This window comes from Micromonospora sp. KLBMP9576, assembly GCF_050941805.1.
Taxonomy (GTDB): domain Bacteria; phylum Actinomycetota; class Actinomycetes; order Mycobacteriales; family Micromonosporaceae; genus Micromonospora.
In genome coordinates, this window is sequence record NZ_CP194567.1 from 4,245,625 (window position 1) to 4,268,365 (window position 22,741).

At 75.0% G+C, this 22,741-nt stretch carries 17 protein-coding genes; 9 read left to right on the plus strand and 8 right to left on the minus strand.

What is annotated here, in order from left to right; all coding sequences use genetic code 11:
* Nucleotides 1-2 precede the first annotated feature (2 nt).
* The 5 genes from ACQ452_RS18530 to ACQ452_RS18550 all read left to right on the plus strand — a co-directional run bounded on the left by ACQ452_RS18530 (nt 3) and on the right by ACQ452_RS18550 (nt 6,930).
* Nucleotides 3-1,202, plus strand: coding sequence for a DUF58 domain-containing protein (locus ACQ452_RS18530; RefSeq protein WP_433386270.1), 1,200 nt, complete (start codon nt 3-5; stop codon nt 1,200-1,202).
* Nucleotides 1,178-3,619: a transglutaminaseTgpA domain-containing protein gene (locus ACQ452_RS18535; protein WP_433386272.1), complete on the plus strand. Its 2,442-nt coding sequence runs from the start codon at nt 1,178-1,180 to the stop codon at nt 3,617-3,619. The genes ACQ452_RS18530 and ACQ452_RS18535 overlap by 25 nt, the downstream gene beginning before the upstream one ends.
* Before the next feature lie 88 nt (nt 3,620-3,707).
* Entirely contained in the window at nt 3,708-4,775 is a 1,068-nt protein-coding gene (locus ACQ452_RS18540; protein WP_433386274.1) for a DUF2855 family protein, read from the plus strand.
* Nucleotides 4,776-5,065: 290 nt separating this feature from the next.
* Nucleotides 5,066-6,250 carry a substrate-binding domain-containing protein gene (locus ACQ452_RS18545; protein ID WP_433386276.1) on the plus strand — a complete coding sequence of 395 codons (1,185 nt, stop codon included), beginning with the start codon at nt 5,066-5,068 and terminating at the stop codon, nt 6,248-6,250.
* A 62-nt stretch (nt 6,251-6,312) separates the two neighbouring features.
* Nucleotides 6,313-6,930 carry a vWA domain-containing protein gene (locus ACQ452_RS18550; RefSeq protein ID WP_433386278.1) on the plus strand — a complete coding sequence of 206 codons (618 nt, stop codon included), beginning with the start codon at nt 6,313-6,315 and terminating at the stop codon, nt 6,928-6,930.
* A 51-nt stretch (nt 6,931-6,981) separates the two neighbouring features.
* Here ACQ452_RS18550 and ACQ452_RS18555 read toward each other — a convergent pair whose 3' ends face one another.
* Entirely contained in the window at nt 6,982-7,773 is a 792-nt protein-coding gene (locus ACQ452_RS18555) for an SDR family oxidoreductase (RefSeq protein WP_433386280.1), read from the minus strand.
* On the minus strand, nt 7,770-8,744 hold the full coding sequence (locus ACQ452_RS18560) for an LLM class F420-dependent oxidoreductase (protein WP_433394220.1): 975 nt from the start codon (nt 8,742-8,744) through the stop codon (nt 7,770-7,772). The genes ACQ452_RS18555 and ACQ452_RS18560 overlap by 4 nt, the downstream gene beginning before the upstream one ends.
* A gap of 126 nt (nt 8,745-8,870) precedes the next feature.
* Here ACQ452_RS18560 and ACQ452_RS18565 point away from each other — a divergent pair, with 126 nt between their 5' ends.
* Nucleotides 8,871-9,755: a DUF1028 domain-containing protein gene (locus tag ACQ452_RS18565; RefSeq protein WP_433386282.1), complete on the plus strand. Its 885-nt coding sequence runs from the start codon at nt 8,871-8,873 to the stop codon at nt 9,753-9,755.
* Nucleotides 9,756-9,881: 126 nt separating this feature from the next.
* Here ACQ452_RS18565 and ACQ452_RS18570 read toward each other — a convergent pair whose 3' ends face one another.
* Nucleotides 9,882-10,550: a maleylpyruvate isomerase N-terminal domain-containing protein gene (locus ACQ452_RS18570; protein WP_433386284.1), complete on the minus strand. Its 669-nt coding sequence runs from the start codon at nt 10,548-10,550 to the stop codon at nt 9,882-9,884.
* A 118-nt stretch (nt 10,551-10,668) separates the two neighbouring features.
* Here ACQ452_RS18570 and ACQ452_RS18575 point away from each other — a divergent pair, with 118 nt between their 5' ends.
* Entirely contained in the window at nt 10,669-10,860 is a 192-nt protein-coding gene (locus ACQ452_RS18575) for a hypothetical protein (RefSeq protein WP_433386286.1), read from the plus strand.
* Between the two features lie 4 nt (nt 10,861-10,864).
* Here ACQ452_RS18575 and ACQ452_RS18580 read toward each other — a convergent pair whose 3' ends face one another.
* Nucleotides 10,865-11,752, minus strand: coding sequence for a phosphatase PAP2 family protein (locus ACQ452_RS18580; RefSeq protein ID WP_433386288.1), 888 nt, complete (start codon nt 11,750-11,752; stop codon nt 10,865-10,867).
* Between the two features lie 83 nt (nt 11,753-11,835).
* On the opposite strand from ACQ452_RS18580, the gene ACQ452_RS18585 reads away from it, so the two are divergent.
* Nucleotides 11,836-12,522 carry a DUF3159 domain-containing protein gene (locus tag ACQ452_RS18585; RefSeq protein ID WP_433386290.1) on the plus strand — a complete coding sequence of 229 codons (687 nt, stop codon included), beginning with the start codon at nt 11,836-11,838 and terminating at the stop codon, nt 12,520-12,522.
* Between the two features lie 186 nt (nt 12,523-12,708).
* Here ACQ452_RS18585 and ACQ452_RS18590 read toward each other — a convergent pair whose 3' ends face one another.
* Nucleotides 12,709-15,600 carry a glycoside hydrolase family 48 protein gene (locus ACQ452_RS18590; protein WP_433394222.1) on the minus strand — a complete coding sequence of 964 codons (2,892 nt, stop codon included), beginning with the start codon at nt 15,598-15,600 and terminating at the stop codon, nt 12,709-12,711.
* A 995-nt stretch (nt 15,601-16,595) separates the two neighbouring features.
* On the opposite strand from ACQ452_RS18590, the gene ACQ452_RS18595 reads away from it, so the two are divergent.
* Nucleotides 16,596-18,041 carry a GH1 family beta-glucosidase gene (locus ACQ452_RS18595; RefSeq protein ID WP_433386292.1) on the plus strand — a complete coding sequence of 482 codons (1,446 nt, stop codon included), beginning with the start codon at nt 16,596-16,598 and terminating at the stop codon, nt 18,039-18,041.
* A 92-nt stretch (nt 18,042-18,133) separates the two neighbouring features.
* Here ACQ452_RS18595 and ACQ452_RS18600 read toward each other — a convergent pair whose 3' ends face one another.
* From ACQ452_RS18600 to ACQ452_RS18610, 3 genes are all read right to left on the minus strand, one after another.
* Nucleotides 18,134-18,556 carry a roadblock/LC7 domain-containing protein gene (locus ACQ452_RS18600; protein WP_433386294.1) on the minus strand — a complete coding sequence of 141 codons (423 nt, stop codon included), beginning with the start codon at nt 18,554-18,556 and terminating at the stop codon, nt 18,134-18,136.
* Entirely contained in the window at nt 18,553-21,108 is a 2,556-nt protein-coding gene (locus tag ACQ452_RS18605) for a nitrate- and nitrite sensing domain-containing protein (RefSeq protein WP_433386296.1), read from the minus strand. Before ACQ452_RS18605 ends, ACQ452_RS18600 begins: the two co-directional genes overlap by 4 nt.
* Before the next feature lie 97 nt (nt 21,109-21,205).
* Nucleotides 21,206-22,585 carry an FGGY family carbohydrate kinase gene (locus tag ACQ452_RS18610; RefSeq protein ID WP_433386298.1) on the minus strand — a complete coding sequence of 460 codons (1,380 nt, stop codon included), beginning with the start codon at nt 22,583-22,585 and terminating at the stop codon, nt 21,206-21,208.
* Nucleotides 22,586-22,741: the final 156 nt, after the last annotated feature.

The following is a 22,741-nucleotide window of genomic DNA, read 5'->3' on the forward strand; positions in this document are numbered from 1 at the left end:
CGGTGTCCGCGCTCACCGCCCGCTGTGTCGGGCTGCTCGTCGCCGCCGTCGTGCTGCTCGGCGCCGGTTTCCGCTTCGCGTACCCGGAGTTGACGCTGCTCGGGGCGGCGGCCGGCATCGCCGTCGGCTACGCGGTGCTGACGGCGGCCTGGCGGCCCCGCCTGGAGGTGAGCCGCAGCGCGGACCCGGACCGGGTGGCGCGGGGCGAGCCGGCCGCGATGACCCTGACCGTACGCAACGCGGGGCGGCTGCGGGCGGCGAGCCTGGTGGCCGAGGACCGGTGCGGGGACCGGGCGGTCCCGGTGCCGCTGCTGCGGCTGCGCCCGGGTAGGGACACCACGGTCCGCTACGACGTGCCGACGTCCCGGCGGGGCGTGGTGGCGGTGGGGCCGCTGCGGGTGACCCGGCGTGATCCGCTGGGCCTGGTGGCGCTGGCCCGCTCGTACGGGGCACCGGTGCCCGTGTGGGTGTACCCGCGGGTGCATCCGCTGAACGCGGTGCCCACCGGGGCGGGGCGCAGCCTGGACGGGCGGGTGGACAGGGTGCCGCACGGGTCGATCACGTTCGACTCGCTGCGGGAGTACGTGGTCGGTGACGAGCTGCGCCGGGTGCACTGGCGTACCAGCGCCCGGGTGGGCGAGCTGATGGTGCGGGAGAACGTGGACACCAGCCTGCCCCGGCTCGTGGTGCTGCTGGACAACCGGTCCGGCGCGCATCCGGGGCGCGTCGACGGGGTGGCCGAGTCGTTCGAGTCGGCGTGTGAGGCCGCCGCCTCAGTGCTGGTCGCCGCGTACCGCGAGGGTCTGCCGGTGGTGTTGCTGCTGGTCGCGGCGGAACCGGCCGGCCCGCCGGCCCGGGACGGCACCGTGGCGACAGGCGACGAGATGGCGGGCGGCGCGGGCGCGCGGGGGCCGCTGGACCGGCTCGCGGCGGTGGTGCTCGCCGACGACGGCGATCTGCGGCCCGCCACCGCCCGGCTGCGGCGGGAGCGGCTCGGCGACACGCTGGTCTTCCTCACCGGGCCGGGTGGCCGCGACGACCTGGGGGCGGTGGGCGCGCTGCGGGCCGCGTACCCGTCGGTGGTGGTGGGGGTGTTCGGGGCGGCGGAGCCGGCACCGTCGGGCGCGGCCGGCCTGGTGGTGATCGACGCCGCCGACGGGGCCGCGTTCGCCGCCGAGTGGGATGGGGTGCGCAGGTGGTGACGGCGTCCGAGGGCCCGGCAGCGCGGACCGGCGACGGCGGAGCGACGGCCGGCGACGGGACGAACGGGGCGGCCGGTCGCGGCCGGGCCCGCGGGCCGCGGCGAGCGCTGACGCGGGTGTTGCGGGAGGCACCCGCGCCGTTGGCGCTGATCGCGATGATCGGCCTGGCCGGCGTGGTGCTCGGCCGGGTCTACGCCGGCGCGCTGCTGACCCTGCTGGTCCTCGGGGCCGCGGCGGGCTCGGTGCTGATCAGCGTGGCCGCCCGCCGGCTGCCCTCGTGGCTGGTCGCCCCCGTCTCGGTGCTCGCGATGGCCGCGTGGACGGCCTGGTCGCTCTGGTTCACCGCCGGTCGGGCGGGGCTGCCCGGCGGGCTGGCCGAGGTCGGCGCGGACGCCGCCGCGAACGGCATCCCCCGGCTGCTGACGGCGATGATCCCGGTGGAGCCGACGCCCGACACGGTGCTGGTGCCGCTGGTCGCCACGTGGCTGGCCGGTCTCACCGCGGCGGAGGTGGCGCTGCGGGCCGGCAGGAGGCTGGCCGGCTACCTCCCGCCGGCGCTGCTCTACGTCGCCGCGCTCTACGTCGTCGGCCCGAACGCCGATCCGGCCATCGGGCCGACGCTTGCCTTCGTGGCCGTGGCGGTGCTCGGCCTGGCGGTGCCGGCCGGCCGGGCTGCCACCGCCGGCGCCGACCCGGCGGCCGATCTGGCGGCGGGACTGACGCCGGCGGTCCGGGCCGCCGTGCGGGCCCGGACCGCCGCCGCCTCCGCCGCCGGGCTGGCCGTGGTGGTCGGGCTGGCCGCGCTGCTCGGCCCGCTGGTCGCCGGCCAGGTCGACGGCCGGCCGGTGGACCCCCGGCGCTACGTCGAGCCGCCGCGGGTGGAGACGCTCGACGAGAATCCGCTGATCCGCATCTCCGGCTGGGCGCTGAACCCGCGACAGCAGTTGCTCGACGTACGGACGTACCGTTCGGGCGGGCCGGTCACCGCCCCGGAGCCGGGTGCCGCTCCCGCGCCGGGCGGCGCCGACCCCCCGGTGCCGATCCGGCTGGCCGTGCTCAGTGACTACGACGGGGTCACCTGGCGGGTCGGCGCGACGTACCGCAACGCGGGGCGGATCCTGCCCGCGACGGCGCCGGCCCCGGACAGCACCGTGGAGACGGTACGGCAGGAGATCACCGTCGCCGGGCTCAGCGGCCGGTTGCTGCCCGCCGTCGCCACCCCGCGCGAGGTCACCGGCGCCCGGGTGGCGTACGACCCGTCGACCGGGACGCTGATCCGACCGGAGGGTCTGGTCCCCGGGTTGCGTTACACGGTGTCCTCGGCGCTGGAGAGCCCCGACGGCAACCTGCTCGGCACGGCGGACGTGCCGGCCGGCGAGGAGGTGGCCCGGGTGCTGCGGGTCGCGGACGGGGTGCCCGAACCGGTGCGCCGGCTCGCCGCCCAGCTCGCCGAGTCCAACGGCGCCCCCTATGCGCGGGCCGCCGCCGTGGAGCAGTTCCTCGCCGAGCACTACCGCCTCGTCGCGGACGCGCCGAGCGGGCACGCGTACCCGAATCTGGGTTTCTTCCTCTTCGGACCCCGCGACGCCGGCGGGCAGCGGGGCACCTCGGAGCAGTTCGCGGCGGCGTTCGCCGTGCTGGGCCGGTTGACGGGGCTACCGACCCGGGTGGTGGTGGGTTTCCGCGCCGCCGGCGACGGCCCGGTCCGGGCCGGCGACGCGTACGCCTGGCCGGAGGTGCTCTTCGAGGGCCTGGGCTGGGTGCCGTTCGACCCGCTGCCCCGCCCCGACGAGGAGCCGCGCCCGGTGGAGGAGGATTTCCGCCCCGCACCGGACGATCCGCCCCCGTCGGAGGTGCCGGAGCCGACGGTCGAGCCGACCGCGACCCCGGAGCCGGTGGCCGGGCCGGGCGGGCCGGCCGGGGGCGGTGGGCCGTCGAGGGCGCTGCTGGTGGGCGGCGGGACGGGCGGCATGCTGCTGCTGGTCGTGGCCGCGCTGCTCGTCCTGCTGCTGATGCGCCGGGCACTGACCCGGGGGCGGCTGGAACGGGGCGACCCCGGCCAGCGGATCGCCGGCGCCTGGCGGGAGGTCACCGACGCGCTGCGGCTGGCCGGTCGGCCGGTCCGGGGGGACCTTTCCGCCACCGAGGTCGCCGTGCACGCCCGCCGGGCCGTCGCGGAGGCCCGCGCCGGGACGGCCGGCCACCCGGCCGGCGGCGGGGACCTCGAGGCGGGGGTCGACGAGTTGGCGGGGCTGCTCAACCAGACGGCGTTCGCCCCGGGTACGGCCAGCGCGCAGCAGGCGGCCCGGGCCGCCACGACGGCCGGCGACTACGTCGCCGCGCTGCGCGCCGCCCGCCCCTGGTGGCGGCGTCTCCTGTGGTCCGTACGCCCCGGTCCCCTCCGCTGGCCTCGCTGAACCGGCGTCCCGTCAACCCGGCCGCCGAGTGGGATTTTGCACTCGCAGTGCACTTGTCTCGCCCGTCGGGGCTGCCTAGCGTCGGCCCATGCCTGCTTCCTGGACCTTCGCCGTGGCCCGTGACGACCTGAGCCGGACCACCCTCGTCGACGCCACGACGCCCACCCTCGCCGACGGCGAGGCACTGCTGCGGGTGGACCGCGTCGGCCTGACCGCCAACAACGTCACCTATGCGGTGCTCGGCGACTCCATGCGGTACTGGGAGTTCTTCCCGCCCGGCCCCCGCGGGCTCGGCCCGCAGTGGGGGCTCCCGCCGCTGTGGGGCTTCGCCGAGGTGGTCGAGTCCACGGTAGAGGGGGTCACGGCGGGGCAGCGGGTCTACGGCTACCTCCCGCCGGCGGGTCACCTGGTGGTGCGTCCGGACCGGGTGGACGCCTCCGGGTTCCGCGACGCGAGCGCGCACCGGGCCGACCTGCCCTCGCCGTACAACGTGTACCGGGCGACCACCGGCGACCCGGCGTACCGGGAGGACCAGGAGGACCTGCTGGTCCTGTTCCGGCCGCTCTTCTTCACCTCCTTCATGCTGGCCGACCAGGTCGTCGACAACGACTTCCACGGGGCGCGGTCGCTGGTGCTGTCGTCGGCGTCGAGCAAGACCGCGTACGCCGCCGCCTTCGAGCTGCACGGCCGGGGCCCGCGTCTGGTGGGGCTCACCTCACCCGGCAACCTCGCGTTCACCCGGTCGCTCGGCTGCTACGACGACGTGGTCTCCTACGACGACGTCCACTCCCTCGACGCCGTACCGACCGCCTATCTCGACCTGTCCGGCGCGCCCGCCACCCGGGCCGCCCTGCGGGAGCATCTCGGCGACCGGCTCGTGCGGGACGTCGCGGTCGGACTCACCACCCGGATCCCGAACGCCGACGCCGCCGGAGAGGTGTTCTTCGCCCCGGTGCAGATGCGCAAGCGCCGCCAGGACTGGGGCCGCGACGGGCTAGACCGGCGGTTCACCGACGCCTGGCAACGGTTCGCCGGGGTCGTGGGCGGATGGCTCGACGTCCGGACCGGATCCGGGCCCGACGCCCTGCAGCGCGCCTGGCTGGAAGTCCTCGCCGGCCGGACGCCGCCGCGCGTGGGTCAGGTCGTCCGACTGTGAACGGCGCTGCGGCACGGGCTCCGCGACCGGCTGCCGGCGGACGAACCACCCACCGCCCGCCCGCGTGACGGATGCACCGTCATCGTTGCGTCCGGTCGAGCCGGGAGACGGCACGACACGCCGGACGCGAGTGACTTTCGGGCTGACGGGCCGTGACACCATACCTGTGTCGTCCGTCGCACCGGCGCGGCTCGTCAAGGTTTCGGTGGGGTCGGACGGCTGGGCTGGCCGGGCACCACGCCGCCGCGTCCGGGTGATCCGCGCACGGCGGGGCCCTGCCAGCTCAGCGGGTGGCCGGGGCGTCGTCCACCCGGGCAGGGACGCACACGGCGGCCGGGCGGCGGGCGACCCGGCAGGCCATCGCCGACGCCATCACCGCACCCCTGGAGGACCAGATGGTTTCAGGTCGACCGACCGCCCGGCCGTGGCTGCCGTACACCGCGGCCATCCTGGCCGGATCCGCGGTCATCGCGGCGGCCTACCTGATCGTCCGACCGGCGGCGGACGCCGGGTGCACGCCGCTGGAGGTCAGCGCGTCGATCGAGAAGGACGTGCTGCTCGGCGAGCTGGCGGAACGCTACAACAGGAGCGATCGGCGAGTCGACGGCCGGTGCGCCGTGGTGACCGTGCACGGCCTCGCCTCCGGCGCCTCGACGGCCGCGCTGGCCGGCGACTGGGCGGTCAAGCAGCCCAACCTGCCACGGCCGCAGGTGTGGTTGCCGACGTCGAGCCTGTGGACCGGGCAGTTGACGTTGCTGGACGAGGCCGCCGGACGCCCGGCACAGACCGCCGGCCGGCACCCGTCGATCGCGAACAGCCCGCTGGTGATCGCCATGCCGCAGTCGAAGGGCAGGCACCTCCAGCAACAGGGCCCACTCGGCTGGGGTGAGGTCCTGGGCTCGTCCGGGCGCACGGGCTGGGCCGCCTTCGGTCGCCCCGACTGGGGGCGGTTCAGCTTCGGCAAGGTCAACCCGAACCTGTCCACCTCCGGGCTGGCGGCCACGATCGCGAGCTACTACGCGGCCATCAACCGGGCCAGCGACCTGACCGAGAGCGACGTCGCGAATCCGGCGGTGACCCAGTTCGTCCGCCGCATCGAGGCCAACGTGTCCCACTACAGCGACGACATCGTGGACCTGCTGAAGGACCGCGCCGAGGCGGACCTGTCCAGCGCCGACACGGCGGCACCGACGGACATGAGCGCGGTGGTGACGCAGGAGGAACTGGTCTACCTGTACAACGAGGGGAAGCTGAGCCCGACCCTGGGCGAGAAGCCGAGGGTCCCGCTGGTCGCGATCTATCCGAAGGAAGGCACGTTCAACCTCGACCACCCGTACGTGGTGCTTCCCTCGGCCAGCCCGGAGCAACGTGACGCCGCCGCCGACTTCCTGACGTTCCTCCAGGAGCCGCCGCAGCAGCAGAGCTTCGGCCGGCACGGGTTCCGCGACCACGAACGGAACGCGCCGGCCCGCTGATCGCCGCCGTCGGCGGGCGGGGGGCCGAGAACCTCACCTACTTCGACCCGCCGGATCCCACCGTGGTCAAGGCGATCCTCACCGGCTGGGGCACGCTGCGGAAGAAGGCCAACATCCTCGTGGCCGTCGACACGTCCGGTTCGATGAACGCGAAGATCGGTGACCGGACCAGGTTCCAGGTGGCGACCAGGGCCGCCGCCAAGGGCTTCGGCCTGCTGAACTCCGAGGACAAGGTCGCGCTCTGGTCGTTCTCGTCGGAGACCCCGCAGCGGCCGAAGTCGCCGTACAGCGAGGAGGTCCGCCTGTCGCCGTTCGACCGGAAGGCGCTCACCAGGGAGATCGGAAATCTCCACGTCGAGGGCGGGACCGCGCTGTACGCCACCGTACGGGCGGCACACCGGCACATGCTCGATCACTACGACCAGTCCCGGATCAACGCCGTGGTCGTACTGACCGACGGCACGAACGAGTACACCAAGGACAACAACCTCGCCCGGCTGCTGAAGGATGTCGCGTTGGACCCGGAGCGACCGATCAAGATCTTCTGCATCGCCTTCGACGAGAAGTCCGACTTCGGGACGCTGGACCGGATCGCCAAGGCGTCCGCGGGCAAGGCGTTCGACGCCCGCGACCCGGCGAAGATCGACGACGCGTTCGTCAAGCTCGTCAGCAGCTTCTAGCGCCGCGCAGCCAGGCCCCGCGCCCGGTGCGACGAACCCGACCCCGCGACCTCAGGCGCGCAGGCGGCGGACCAGTTTGCGCAGGCCGGACTGCCAGCCGTCCGGGTCCTCTGCCCTGCGCCGGGCGTAGGCGGCCACCTCGGGGTGCGGAAGGATGAGGAAACGCTCCTCGGCGAGGCCGGCGACCGCCGCGTCGGCGACCTGGTCGGCGGTGAGCACCGCGCCGGAGGCGGCCACGACCCGAGCGCCCAGGTGCCCGGCGGCCAGCCCGTCGGCGAGCATGGGCGTGTCCACCCCCTGCGGGCACAGCGCGCTGATCCGGACACCCTGGTCGCGGTAGGTGACGGAAAGCCACTCGGCGAAGCCGACGGCCGCGTGCTTGGTGGTGGCGTACGGGGCGTCGCCGACCGAGGTCAGCACGCCCGCCGCCGAGCAGGTGTGCAGCAGGTAACCGCCGCCCCGGGCCAGCATCGCCGGCAGCACCGCGCGGGCCGCGTAGACGTGGGAGAGCACGTTCACCCGCCACGCGCGGTCCCAGCCGGCGTCGTCGACCTCCATCCCGCCGCCGGTGGTGACGCCCGCGTTGGCGCAGAACAGGTCGATGCGCCCGTACCGCCGCTCGGTGTCGGCGACCAGCGCGCGGACCTGCTCCTCGTCGGTCACGTCGAGCCCGACGGCGTGGGCGAGCGGGCCGAGACCGTCGGCCACCGCGCGGGCCGCGTCGGCGTCGAGGTCGGCCACCACCACGGCGGCGGCGCCCTCGGCGGCGAAGCGGCGGGCCAGGGCGGAGCCGATGCCGCCGGCCCCGCCGGTGATCACCACGACCCGGTCGGTGAGGTTCACCGCGACCCACCCCCGCCCAGGCGGGTGATGAGGTCTCCCAGTGCCGCCGCGCCACCGGCGGCCAGTTCGGGGGTGGGCAGCAGGGCCAGCACCGGCACGTCGACGCCGGCGTCGGCGTAGCGACGGACCTGCTCGCGGCAGTGCTCCGGCGTGCCGTGCAGCACCAGCGCGTCGACCACGTCGTCGGGCACCGCCGCGCCCGCGCCGCGCCGGTCCCCGGCGGCCCAGGCCCGCCACATCGGCCCGAGCACCTCCTCCCGGCCGAGCCAGCGGTGGAACGCGGCGTACGCGGGGACGGTGAGGTAGCTGGTGATCAGCCGCCGGCCCAGCGCGCGGGCGTGCGCGGCGTCGGCGGTCGGGCAGACGAAGATCCGGGCGACCACCTCGAAGCCGGGGCGCCGCTCGCCCACCTCGGCCAGCGCCCGGGGCACGTCGGCGGCGGCGAGCCAGTTGAGGATGACCCCGTCGGCCTCGGTGCCGGCCAGCCGCAGCATGCCGGGGCGCAGCGCGGCCAGCAGCACCGGCGGCGGCACGGCCGGCTTGCGGTCCAGCACGAAGCGGCGCACGGTGAAGGTGTCGTACTCCTCGTCCACGGTCTCTCCCGCCAGCGCCGCGCGCAGGAAGCGCAGCACGTCGCGGGTGCGCCGGAACGGCTCGTCGAACGGCACGGCGTTCCAGTTGCGGACGACGACCGGCGAGGACGCGCCGATGCCGAGGGCGAACCTGCCCGGCGCGGCGTCGGCCAGCGCCGCCGCGCTCATCGCCAGCAGGCCCGGCCCCCGGGTGAAGACCGGCGCGATCGCGGTGCCCAGGCGCAGCCGGGGCTGCCAGGCGGCGGCGAGCGCCAACGGGGTGAACGCGTCCGCCCCGTTGACCTCGGAGGACCAGACGTCGGTGAATCCGGCGGCGTCGAGGGCCGCGTAGACCGCGGCGTGCTCGGCGAGCGGAATGCCGTCCAGCGGCACGGTCATGCCCCATCGCGTCGTCATCGGTCGATCGTGCCCGCTCGGCGCGCCGCAGAGCAAGATCCCGTCGGGGATTCCACCCGCATCAAAGCTGAGGGATATGCACGCAGCGGGGCGAGCTAGTCTCCATGCGTGACCTTCTCGCTCGTCGCCCGCTCCGACGACGGCCGCCGGCACGGCGTCGTCGTGGCCAGCCGGTTCCTGGCCGCCGGGGCGCTGGTGCCGGCCGCCGAGGCCGAGGTCGGCGCGCTCGCCACCCAGGCGCACGTCAACCTCGCCTACCGTCCGCAGGGGCTGACGCTGCTGCGCACCGGGGTGGCCGCGGCCGATGTGGTGGCCGGGCTGGTCGCCGCCGACGCGGACCGGGACCACCGCCAGCTCGGCGTGGTCGCCGTCACCGGCCCCGGCGCGACCTGGACCGGGCCGACCTGCCACCCCTGGGCCGGCGGCCAGGCCGGCGACGGCTGGGCGGCGCAGGGCAACATCCTGGTCGGCCCGCAGGTGATCGACGCGATCCGGGACGCCTGGCTGGGCGGGGCCGCGCTGCCGTTCGCCGACCGGCTGCTGGCCGCGCTGCGCGCCGGGGACCGGGCCGGCGGCGACCGGCGCGGCCGGCAGAGCGCCGGGCTGCTGGTGGTCGAGCGCGGCGGCGGGTACGACGGCACCGGCGACGTGCTGGTCGACCTGCGGATCGACGACCACCCCGATCCGGTGACCGAGCTGGGCCGACTGCTCGCGATGCACACCCTGCTCTTCAGCCGGCCCGACCCGGCCACCCTGCTCGACCTGACGGGCGTGGTCGCCGCCGAGGTCGGCGCGCTGCTGGGTGCGCTCGGTCACGAGGTCGACCCGGCGCGACCGGAGGAGGCGCTCTTCTCCTGGGCCGGCCTGGAGAATCTGGAGGAGCGCCTGGTGCCCGGCCGGATCGACCCGGTCGTGCTGGACCACCTGCGCAAGGCCGCCCCGCACGTGCCCGCTCCGCGCCCGGCGGCTGACCCGCTCGGCGCGGACGCCTGACCCGCCCGCCGGGCGGCGCCCCGGTCCCGGCCTAGGGGCATCCGGTCCAGACCTCGCGGGGCGGCGGGGACGGGTCCGCGGGGCGGCGGCGCATGGGCCCTGCGGGACGGCGGGGACCTGCCCGGATCAGCCGGCGAAGGCGAGCCAGCGGAAGCCGGCGGCGTCGGCGACGACCCGCTCACGGTCCGTGAGGCGGGCCCGGCCGGTCGCCTTGCGGATCAGTGTGAGCCGGTCCCAGCCCAGCCCGGGCGGGACCGCCCGCCCGCCGGTGAGCAGGTCGGCGACGACATCCGCGGCGCTCGGCGTCAGCCACGGCCGCCGGTCCAGTGCCGCCGCGAGGTCCAGGCCGTGCACGCCGACCTCCACCACCCGGGTACGCAGGAACTCGTCGAGTGCCATCGCGTCACCGTGCCGGGTGCGTACCACCCGACCCGGCGGTGCGGCGTCGACGGCGTCGAGGGCGGCCCGCCAGGCCCGGTCGAAGTCGGCCACCAAGGCCGGACCGTCGAGTTCCCGGGCCTCCCGCCGGCCGCTGTCGACGCGGGCGGCGTCCACGCGCGGGGTGAACTTGGCGGCGCCGTAGTAGGTGGCGGCGTCGACAGCGGCGCGGGGCGGGGCCGGCGCGGCGAGCATGTCGACCAGCCGGCCCGCGCCGGTGCGTACGTGGGCCAGCAGCTCGCGCACCGTCCACGGCCGGCAGTCGGTCGGACGGTCGAGGTCCGCCTCGTCGACGCCGCGCAGCGCCTCGCCCAGTCGCGCGCACTCGTTCCGGAACGCCGCCCGTACGCCCGCCATGGTCCTCCCCCGTCCGCGCCTTTCGCCCTTACGCGCTCGCACCCTCTCACACCGGGTCTCGCGCGCCGCCCGCCGTTTCGGCGTCGTCCCGGCCGGGCCGACGAGAGGAGCGCCAGGGATGGCCGGGATCATGCTGCGCAGCACCGCGTTCAACGACCACGACATGCTGCCGACCCGCTTCTCGAAGGAGGGCGGCAACGTGTCGCCGCCGCTGGAGCTGCCCGGGGCACCCCGGGCGGACGAGGTGCACCGCCTGCTCGTCGAGCGGGACGTCGCGAGCGGGACGATGGTCGGCACCTACTCCCGTTGAGCGGTCAGCCCTTGACCCGGGGCACCAGCCGGTGCACGGCCGTGAGCACCAGCGCCATCACCACGCCCATGGTGCCGGCGATCCCGGCGGCGCTGCCGGCGTAGGCGACGAAGAGCGGCCGGCGGCCCAGTTCGGCGGGTGGGGTGCCACGCAGGTCGACCAGCCAGGCGAGGGCGAGGCCGCAGCCCACCACCGCCAGCACGCCGCCGATGCCGAGCACCGTCGCGGCGACCCGGTGGGCGTCGGCCGACTCCACCTGCGCCTGTTCCCGCTGGGTGATCAGCAGCACCAGCCCGGCCAGCGCAGCCCAGACCCCGACCACCAGGAACGCGGCCACCGCGTCGCTGGGCCGGTGCCAGCCGGCGGAGAGGGTGGCCACCCCGGCGATCGCGGCGTAGCCGGCACCGAGGAACGCGCCGAACACCCGTACCGTGCGCGGCAGGACGAGCACCAGGGCCACCGCGACGGAGGCCGCGACCGTGGCGTGCCCGCTGGGCAGGCTGTTGCCGGCGTAGATCCGCTCGGGGTCGATGCCGAAGTCGGGCCGGACCAGGCCGTACTTGAGCAGTTGGGTGGTGGCGTTGGCGCCGCCGATCAGCAGGGTGGCCGTGACGGCGAGGGCGATGCGGCCCCGGATCAGGGCGATGAAGCCGATCACCGCGGTCGCCGCCAGCAGCGAGACGATGGACATGGCGTTGAGGATCCGGTCCACCGGCCCGTCGATGCGGTCCTGTCCGATCCGGTTGCCGGTCAGGGCGACGGTGTCGACCCACTGGCCGACCTCGCCGTGCATCGCGACCCGCCACACGGCGATGAAGGCCGCCGCCTGGGCCATGGCCAGGACGACCAACCAGACCGCGGTCCAACCTCTTGCCGTCGCTCGCACCCGCACACCGTAGCGGCAGCCACCAGCCGGTCGACCAATGCCCTGCCGTTCGCCACGGATAGGTTGGTGACGGACGTGAGGAGGCGGCGGTGAGGCGTGCACCGGAGGGTCGAACGACCCCGGCGGACCGGCCGGAGACGCTCGCGGAGTTGCTCGGCGGGCGTCGGGGCGCCGTCGACGCCAGCCTGCCGCCGGTGGCGTTCGCGCTCGGTTGGCTGCTCGGCGGGCTGTGGGGCGGGGTGGGCGCGGCGGTGGTCGCCGGCACCGCGCTGGCCGGTTGGCGGCTGCACCGGGGCGACCGGCCGCGTTCGGTGCTGGTCGGGCTGCTGGCTGTCTGCGTGGCCGCGCTGGTCGCGCTGCGCACCGGCCGCGCCGAGGACTTCTTCCTCGTCCAGTTGCTGTCGAACGCGGCGAGCGCGCTGGCCTGGGCGGTCAGCATCGTGGTGCGCTGGCCGCTGCTCGGGGTGGTGGTGGGTGTCGCGCTGGGTCAGCGGACCCGGTGGCGGCGGGATCCGACGTTGCTGCGCGGGTACGGCCGGGCCAGCTGGGTCTGGGCGGCGACCTATGTGGTGCGGGTGGCGGTGTTCCTGCCGCTGTGGCTCGGCGGTCAGGTGGTCGCGCTGACGGTGGCCCGGGTCGCGCTGTCGTGGCCGCTGGTGGCGGGGGCGCTCGCGGTGAGCTGGGTGGTGCTGCGCCGGTCGCTGCCGGCCGGTCATCCGGGGCTGCGCCACCCGGTCGTCGCGCCGGCGGAAGCGGCGGAACCGACGACAAGATAAGGGAGAGGCCGCCACGGGGGGAGCGGCCTCTCCGGTGACGTACGTTACTCCGTCCCGGTGCCACCCGTGATCCCGTGGTGGCCGGTTTTTCGGGCGTTTTCGCGCCCGGTGCGTATCCGGGTGGGTGGGCGCCCCTGGCCCGGGGCCGTGGGTGGGCGGACGGGCCGCCCACCCACGGGAGCCGGTTCAGCCGTTGGGGAAGAGCTTGCCGTAGTCGGCGTACGCCATGGCGACGTCCGCCTGCGCCCAGAACCGGTGGTACTTGAACTCCGGCTCGGGACCACCGTCGAGGTACGCCTTGACCTTCGGCCAGGCCGGGTCGTTCTTGTAGAACGAGCGGATGTCGAGGAAGCTCTTGCCCGCGGCGACGGCGTCACCGTTGGGCATCGTCCCCGTCCAGCCCGGCGGCACGTAGAGGCCCTGGCCGGTGCCGGCGTCGTAGACGTCGTCGAAGCGACGGTAGTCGCCACGCTTCTCCACAGTGGAGACGCCCTGGGCGTCGCTGGCGGTGTGCAGGGCGTCCAGCAGCCCCTTGGCGGTGGTCTTCGCCGCCGCGTTGCCCGACTTCGCCGCGTACGCGATCAGGGTGCGGGCGTAGGCGGCGGCGATGCCGACGTCCTGTCCCTTGACCGTGACCTCGACGTGCAGGTTGGTGTTGGGCTGCGGGTTCGCCGGGTTCCAGGTGGTCGGCTGGCCGGTCCACTTCATGTCCGACGGGATCGACCAGTTGGCGCCCAGCGTGGTGTTGGCGATGGCCCACGGCACCCACTTGTCGAGCAGCGCCTTGGCCTTGGCGTTGCCGGTCTCCAGGTACAACTCGGCGATGCGCTGCATCGACCAGGCCTGCATGCCGAACCACTGGTTCGACGGCGGGTCGTTGTAGACCGGGTCGACGTCGTAGTACATGCCGTAGAAGGTCGACGTGCCGGCCGGGGGCTGGCCGTAGTTGCCGCCCCAGCTGTTGGTCGCACCGCCGGCGATGCCGCCCTCGGCGGACTGGAGCCAGGTGTAGAACTCCAGCTGCCGCTCCATGCTCTTCGTCCAGTCGGTGACCGCGGTCGGCGACTTCGGCTTGAGCTCGTTGACGTTGGTCAGCGCCCAGGCCGCGAAGGGGTTCTGGTAGCCGAAGTGGTTGTGGCTGGAGCCGATGCGCCACGACCAGTTCTGGTTCGGCTCGTACGCGCCGCCCCAGGCGTAGTACCAGGACATCAGGTAGTGCGCCGAGTCCTTGCCGGTGCCGGCCGGGCAGGCCGACGCCCCGACGCAGTTGCCGATCTTCTTGAAGTACTTGTCGAACATGGCGTAGCGCAGGTAGTCGCCCATCTTGGCGGCCTTGGCCACGGTGGCCGCCACGTCGGCCTCCTTGCCCTGCTCCTTGGCCCAGGTCAGGGCCCAGTACGCGGCCTGCACGGCGCGCGCGTCGGCGTCGGGGGCGTTCGTGTACTTCCACTGCTTGGCCGGCGCGTTCGCCTCCTTGACGAACAGGTCCAGGTAGCCGTTGCGACCGCCGTGGGCGAAGGTGTCGCAGGACGGCTGCGGCACGGTCTCCCACACCGACTCCTGGGTGCCGCGCTGGAAGGTGTTGATGTACGCCGGCCGGGTGGTGCCGTCGCCGCAGCGGCCGTAGCCGTAGGTGTTGTCGACGTCGAGCAGCCAGTGCATGCCGTAGATGTCGCCGGTGCCGTAGGTGTTCTGCAACTCGGAGCGCAGCGGGTCCTGACCGACCGGCACGGACGGCTCCAGCGCCGACGGGTACTGGCTGGGCAGGTCGTGCTCGGCGGCGTACTGCGCGGTGCCGGCCGAGCCGGCCGTCGGCTGGTCGGCGTGCGACGGGATGATGTACTTCTCCGTCACCGTCCAGGCGTTGTTGAACGGCGCCCAGTTCTGGGTCACCCGCCCGTACTGGGCCTCCAGCCAGAGCCAGAAGCTGAACGCCTCCGACGTGGTCTCGTGGCCGTGGTCGGGCGCCTCGACGATGAGCGTCTCGATGGAGTGGTACGGCACGCCCTCGGGGCTGAAGTAGCCGGCATTCTTGATCTTGCCGTACTGGTCGAGGAACCGGGTGACCCAGGTGTTGTCCCCGCCGCCGGTGTCGTTGTCGACCTCGGTGGCGGTGATCGCCAGCGGCGCGTAGCCGGTGGCCGAGGCGGTCAGGGTGGCGGTGCCGCCGAGCGTGTCGGCGTCCTCGGCCGCCGCGACGGTGACGCTCGCCCCGGTGTTCCAGTTGCTCGGAGTCAGCGTCACCGAGGCCGGCGAGACGGTGATGTCGGTGTCGCCGCTGCGGGCGAGGGACACCGCCACGTTGGCCGCCGGCGCGGCGCTGAGTTTGAGGTTGACCGTCGAGCTGCCGCCCTCGGCCACGCTCACCGCCGACGGGGTGGCGACCAGCACCGGCCCGGAGGCCGCGGTGACGGTGAAGGCCTTCTCCGCGGTGGCGGTCAGGTTCGCGTTGTCGTACGCCTTGGCCTGCACCGTGTACGCGCCAGCGGGCAGGTCCTCCAGCGTGTAGCCGTACGGTGCCGTGGTGTCGGTGTTGACCAGCAGGCCGTTGCGGTAGAACTCGACCTTGGTGATCGTCCCGTCCGGGTCGCTGGCGGTGGCGCTCAGCGGCACGTCGGCGGGGGCCTCGAAGGGACCGGCCGGCACGCTCAGCCCGACCGTCGGCGGCTGCTGCTGGGTGCCGCCGCAGGTAACGCCGTTGACCGCGAAGGACGTCGGCTTCGGGTTGGCGCCGCCGTGCGTGCCGTTGAAGCCGATGCTGGTCGAGGCCCCGGTGCCGAGGTTGCCGTTGTAGGACTCGTTGGTGGCCGTGACCTGGTTGCCGGTCTGGCTCCACCTGGCCGACCAGCCCTGGGTCACCCGCTGGTCGCCGGGGAAGGCGAAGGTCAACGTCCAGCCGTTGATCGGGTCACCGAGGTTCTTGATGGTCACGTTGGCGGTGAAGCCGGTGTTCCAGTCGTTGGTCGCGTAGACCACGTCGCAGGCGGGGGCCGCCTGCGCGGCGCTTGCCGGCAGGGTCACCCCGCCCACGACGAGCGTGGCGGCGGCGACCATCGCCAGGCGGCGACGTCTTGCCAGATTTTTCATGTGCGCGGTGTCTCCTCGGACCTGGCCGGGGACGAAAGGGTCCCGGCGGGGCGCCCGCCCGTGAACGGATTCGAGGCGCCCGGGGATGGTGGTCGCCCCGGCCCGGGCCGGGGGTCCGGCGGTGGCCGCCCCTGCCGGGGCGGCGGTTCCACCGGCTGCGTCGGATGCCGTGCCGGTGACCGGCTGCCCTCGGCGACCCACGCGTGCGCGATCTGGCTCCGCGTCGCGGTGGCGACAGTGTGCCATGCATGGAAGCGCTCCCACAATGCCCCGGAGCGCACGGGAGCAGCAACGTGTTTCGATCTCGTTTTGGGGCTTTCACAAAGGCGTGACGGAGGTTACAGTCGCAACATCGGTCGATGGGAGCGCTTCCATCGACCGGGGTTCAACCAAGGAGATCACCCGGTCCGTCACCGACGGGGAACCGGGAAGTCAGCCAAGGGCTGACGGCGGGCCAGCCCGGACACCGCCGTCAGCCATCCCACCGACACGGAGGGAGGTGGATGCCCCAGCCACTCGCGTGGCCCGGCTCCCGCGCGACACGCACGACAGGACGCCAATTCCGCACGTGCGTGTGCCGCAATGGTGGGGACGGGGGTTGCCCTCCCCCGTCCCCACACTAATCCCACCGACACCACGGGAAAAGAGGCCAACGGGACCGGCCCGGTCGTACATCCGACCGGGCCCGCCCACCACCCGGCCCCGGGCTCGCGCCCGAATCCCCGGCCAGACCGTTCACACCTGCGCGCGCGTCCGTCGCACCCGCGCGTCCGGCACCCGGCGCACGTCGCGGCCCCGGGAGCCCGCGCCCGGCCGTCCGCAGCGCCGGCGCGGCACCGCACACCCGCTCCCGGCCCGCCCCCTGCGGGCGCATCCCGCCCCGGCCGTCCCGCCGACGCGGGCGAGGGCGACCGGCCCCGACTCCTGCCCTATGCTGGGAGCGCTCCCGGCCCGGCGGTGGCCACGCAGAAAACAAGGAGAGACCGATGTCGATGCCCAGCCCCCGCCCGCCCCACGGCGCCGCGCCCGCCGCCCCCGAGGTCACGCCCGGCACCGGGCCGGACACCACCGCCGGCCACGGTGCCGCCGCGACACGCGCGCCCGAGACGCCCGCGGCCGGGCTGCGTTTCCCGCCGGGCTTCACCTGGGGGGCGGCGACGTCCGCGTACCAGGTCGAAGGCGCGGCCAAGGAGGACGGCCGGGGCGAGTCGATCTGGGACACCTTCAGCCGTACGCCGGGCCGCACCCGCAACGGCGACACCGGCGACGTCGCCGCCGACCACTACCACCGCTACGCCGAGGACCTCGACCTGATGCGCGACATCGGGCTGGGCAGCTACCGGTTCTCCATCTCCTGGCCCCGCGTGCAGGCCGACGGCACCGGCGCGCCCAACCAACGCGGCCTGGACTTCTACCGCCGCCTCGTCGACGGGCTGCACGAGCGGGGCATCGCGCCGATGGCGACACTGTTCCACTGGGACCTGCCCCAGGCCCTCCAGGACGCCGGCGGCTGGGAGTCGCGCGACGTCGCCCTGCGGTTCGCCGACTACGCCGAGATCGTCTTCCGCGCGCTCGGCGACCGGGTGCCGGTCTGGTTGACCGTCAACGAGCCGAAGACGGTGGTGCAGAACGGCTACCTCGTCGGGCACCACGCCCCCGGTCGGCAGGACCCCGCCGCCGCGTACCTGGTCGCCCACCACCTGCTGCTGGCCCACGGGCTCGCCGTCGCGGCACACCGCGCCGCCGGCGCCGGCCGGATCGGCCCGGCGCTCAACCTGCATCCCTGCTACCCGGCCGACGACTCGCCCGCGGCGGCCCGGGCGGCCCGGATTCACGACGGCTACGAGAACCGCCTCTACCTCGACCCGGTCCTCACCGGCCGCTACCCCCAGGACGTGCTCGACGACCTCGGCGGCGACAGCCGGCTGGCACGCGGCATCCGCGACGGTGACCTGGCGGCCATCGCCGCGCCGGTGGACCTGCTCGCCGTGCAGTACTACACCCCGTACTACGTCACCGCCGACGGCACGACGCTCCCGCGCTGGCCCACCTCGCAGGCCGCCTGGCAGCAGATCCACCCCGACGGCATGTACGACATCCTGACCCGGGTCACCCGCGACTACGGCCCGGTCCCGCTCACCGTCACCGAGAACGGGCTGCCCACCCCCGACACCCTCGGCGCCGACGGGACGGTCGACGACGCCGGACGCGTGTCCTTCCTGCGCGACCATCTCGCCGCCGCGCACCGCGCCATCGCCGACGGCGTGCCGCTGGAGAGCTACCACGTCTGGTCCCTGCTCGACAACTTCGAGTGGGACGCGGGGTACGACGAACGCTGGGGCCTGGTCCACGTGGACTACCAGACCCAGCGGCGCGTGCTCAAGCGCAGCGCCCACTGGTACCGCCGGGTCATCGCGGCCAACGGCATCTGAGCGTCGCCCCGGCGAGCGGGACGCCGGCACGCCGGTCAGCCCGTCGTCAGCGGCGGGCCGCCGAGCCCCGGCGTCCCGCCGCACGTCCCGCGTCAGCGCGGCAGGGCCCGCTGCAACTCCGCCCGCAGCGCCGGGGTGAGCATCTCCCCCGCCTGCTTGGCCAGCCGCGCCATCTCGTAGCCGACCACCCCGATGTCGGCGTCCGTGCCGGCCAGGGTCGCCAGGATGGACCCGTCGCGCACCTGCATGACCAGGAAGTAGCCGCGCCCCATCTCGACGACCGTCTGCTTGACCACGTCCCCGTCGAACATCTGGGCCGCGCCCGCGGTGATGCTCATCAACCCGGAGGTCACCGCGGCGAGCTTGTCCGCGTGGTCGCGCGGCAGGTGCTCGGAGATCGCGACCAGCAGGCCGTCGGAGGAGACCACGATGGCGTGCACCACCCCCGGCACCCGCTCCGTGAACCCGCTGACCAGCCAGCTCAGGTCGCGGGCCTCCCGACTCAACGTCGTCATCGCTGTCCCCCTTCGGTGCGTACGCCGCCCGGCGGCATGAAGATCTCCATGGTCTCCTCGGCCTCGGCCCGCCGCACCCCGCCGTAGAACCGGGACAGCATGCCGCCGACCGCCTCCGGGTCCGGGTCCTGGCGCACCGCCGAGCGCTGCGGCTGCGGCTGCGCCGGCCCGGTGACGGCGGAGAGCTGCGCCATCGGCACCCGGACGGGCAGGCCGCGCTCGTTGGTTCCGCCGGTGACCGGCACCGCCGGCGGCGTGGGCGAGCCCTGCGGGACCGGACCGCCTGCCGGCCCCTGCCGGGACCACCAGCCCCCACCCGCCGACGCGCTCGCCCCCGCCACCGGGGCGAGCGTCTCCCCGGCCCGCGCCGGGACCGGCGTCGGCGCGGACGGGGCCGGCCGGGACGGGGCCTCCGGACGGCGCCCGGCCACCGGCAACGCCCCGGCCCACCCCGCCACCGGCGGCACGCCGGAAGCCCGCGTCGGGTCCCCGGTCACGCCGGCGGCCACGGCGACGCGCATCCGCGTCGGCACCGACACCTCCCGCTGCGGCGCCGACGCCAGCAGGTCGGCGGGCAACCGCACCCGGGCGACGAGGCCGTCCTCCCCGCCGGCCAGGCGCACCTCCACGCCGAGCCGGGCGGCCAGGTGACTGACCACGAACAGCCCCATCCGCTCCACGGCCGCCACGTCGGCGGCCGGTGGGGTGGCGAGGACGGCGTTCGCCTCGGCCAGCGCGGCCGGGCTCATCCCGAGCCCCTGGTCGGTGACCTCGACGACGGCCCCGGCGCCGTCGGCCCGGGCGGTGACCGCCACGACCGTGTCGGGTCGGGAGAAGGCGGTGGCGTTCTCGAGCAGCTCGGCGAGGACGTGGATCAGCTCGGCGACGGCGTGGCCGACGACGTGCAGGTCCGCCACCGCCGCGTGCCGGACCCGCTGATACTGCTCGATCTCGGCGCTGGCGGCGAGCAGCACCGCACCGAGCCCCACCGGCCGGTTCCACCGGCGCGTCGACTCGGTGCCGGCCAGCACCAGCAGGCTGTCGTCGTTGCGCCGCATCCGAGCGGCCAGATGGTCGAGCTTGAACAGGTTCTCCAACTGCCCCGGATCGCTCTCCTCACGCTCCAGGTCATCGAGCAGTTCCAACTGACGCTCCACCAGCACCTGGCTGCGCCGGGCGAGGTTGACGAACATCGCGTTGACGTTGCGGCGGGTGGTGGCCTGCTCGACTGCGACGTTGACCGCGCTGCGGTGCACCGCGACGAACGCCTCCGCCAGCTCGCCGATCTCGTCGAGCGACCGGACCACCGCCGGCGCGACCTCGATCGTGGGCACGCCCCCCGTCACGGTACGCAGCCGGTCGAGGGCGTCCGGCAGCTCCAGCTGGGCGATCCGCAACGCCTGCCCGCGCAGCAGCCGCATGGACCGGGCGATCGAGCGGCCGACGAGCACGGAGATGAGCAGGGCGACCAGCAGCACCGCGACGATGCCGCCGACGACCAGCAGGGTCGTACGCAACTGCGTCGCGCTCACCTCGTCGGCCTGGCGCACGGCGTCGTCGAGCACGGACGCCTCGACCCGGCGCAGCAGCTCCTGACGCTGCCCGCCCGCCGCCCACCACTGCGTGGCCGGCAGCACGGCCGGCGCGGCGGTGCCGGCCAGCAGGCTCTGTTCCTCCAGCCGGCCGGCGCCCAGGAACGCCGGGTCCGCCGAGGTCTCGTCGTAGCGGCCGATCTGCTCGGCGGTGGCGGCGGCCCGGAACGCGCCCAACGCGGTCAGTTGCTGGGCGCGTAGGTCGGTCAGGACCACCTGGTCCTCCACGCCGTACCGGCCGGCGCGGGCGGCCTCGTAGAGCTCCGCCCGCACCCGTGAGGAGAGCTCCTTGACCCGGGCGAGCTGCACGTAGCGCAGCACCGCGTCGCTGAGGGCGGGCCGGTCCTCGCCCGGCGAGGGCTGGGCGAGCAGGCGCAGCAGCGCGTCGACGGCCCGGTGGTAGTGGCCGAGGATGGTGTCGGTGCCGAGCACCGCCGGAGGGATCGCGGCCCGGATGTAGATGACCTGGTCGTAGGCCTCCAGCACCTGCGAGTAGGCGACCCGCCAGGCGGCGTCCGCGTCGGTCAGCGGCTCGGCGGCCCGGCGCAGGTCGCGCAGCGCCTGGTCGACGGCGTTCTGCAACGGCTTCAGCACCACGATCGCCGCGTCCCGGTCGTCGGCGCCCGCCCCACCGCGGCGCAGCTCACCCAGCTCGCCGGCGGCCTGGTCGCGTTCCTCCTGGAGCTGGTGCACCGCCGCGACGATCTCCCGGCCGATGCCCACCTGCTGGGCGAAGTCGCCCAGGGCCGTCGTCCGCCCGACCAGGGTGTGCGTCTGCACGCCGGCCAGCACCAGGAACGCGACCGACGGGATGACCAGCACGGTGGCGAGCTTCGTGCGCATCCGCCAGTCCCGCAGCCGGAACGGCGAGCGGCGGCGGTGCGGCACGACCCGGACGTCGAACCGGCGCCGGCGGTGCGCCGACACCTCCCCGGCGGATGGTTCCGGACCTTGCCCCACCCTGTCTCCTGCCTGTCTCGCGTCCGCCGCGACCGGGGAGCGGAGTCCATCCAATCAGTCCCGCGAGCTGTGTCAACGGGCCGGGTTGAGGTGCGACTCAGGAGGGCGACGCGGGTTCGTCCGTCCGGCCGATGGCGGCGAGCCGGCGGGCGTCGCCGAGGCGGCCCGACGCCACCAGCGCCGCGCCGCTCGCCCCCACCTCGGGGTTGCGCCCGTGCCACACGGGTCGGGGCGCCAGCGCCGCGGCGAACGTCGTACGCCACCAACGGGAGGCGGCCACCGCTCCCCCGCCGAGCACCACCTCGACCGGCCCGTCGACCGTGGACTCCAGCACCACGAGGTCCTCGGCAACCAGGTCGCACAGGCCCCGCATCAGCCCCGCCAGCAGCTCCACCGCGGTGGTGCCGAAGCTCAGGCCCCGCAGCTCACCCGAGCCGGCCGGCACCAGACCGGGCGGCCGGTCCCCGCCGAAGCGGACGTTCGCCGGCCGACCCCCGTCGGGCGGCACCCGGGCCAGGGCGGCCTCCAGCTCGGCGCCCCGGGGCAGCCGCAGCTCCCGGTCGGCCCAGGCGAAGAGGTTCCCGCCGGACGAGTACGCCGCGCCGGTCACCACGTGCTCGTGGTCGACCCGGTAGCGCCACAGCGTGGCGGGCAGCGGCGGCATCTCCTGCCCGGCCGGTACGCGCTGCACCAGCCGGACCGCCGCCGACGTGCCGACCGTAACCGCGACCCGGTCCGGCCGCACGCACCCGGAGCCGACGTTCGACGCCGCGCCGTCGCCCACCGGGGCGGCCCACGGCACCTGGGTGAGCTGCGGCCAGCGCCGCGCGTACGCCGGGCGCAGCCGGCCCCGCCACCCCGGCGGGGCCAACTCGGGCAGCTCCTCGGCGCGGCTGCCGGCCAGCGCCAACGCCTCGGCGTCCCAGTCCAGCGTCCGCAGGTCCAGCAGGCCCGTGCCGGAGGCCTGGGAGATCGACATGGGTGCCGCGTCGAGCAGCTCGCCCAGCACGTACTCCGCCAGGCCGACGAACCGGGCGATCGGGGCGCCCGCCCGCTCCCGCAGCCAGGGCAGCCGGACCGACCAGTAGCAGCGGTGCCACCACGTGCCGGTGCGCCGGTGGAAGTCGTCGACGTCGAGGGGGCCGGTGGCCCCGGCGGGGGCCGTGGGGCGGGTGTCCAACCAGGTCAGCACCGGCCCGAGGGGGGCGCCGTCGGCCCCGAGGGGAAGCACCGAGTGCCACTGCGCGGAGGTCGCCACCAGCGACACCTCGCGCAGGTGCCCGCCGGCGGCCAGCTCGTCCAGGCACTCCACCAGGCAGGCCAGGTAACCCGGGCCGTCCAGGGTGCCGGTGCCGTCGTCGGCGGCGGCGAGGCTCAGCCGCCGCCGGGCCAGCGCGCCGGGCAGCGGGCGGGCGTCCGCGTCCAGCACGAGCCCGCGTACCGAGGAGGTGCCCAGGTCGAGCGCGAGGATGTTCATCGCGGGTCAAGTTACCCGGTGTGCCCGTGGCCCGCGTCCCAGCCGATGGACCGTACGCCCGACGGGCTTCCCGGGGTGCGCGGGGAGCCGTAGGGTGACCCTATGCTCGCGCACCTGTCCTGCTGGTGGCCCGCCGACCCGGCGGCCATCTCCCGC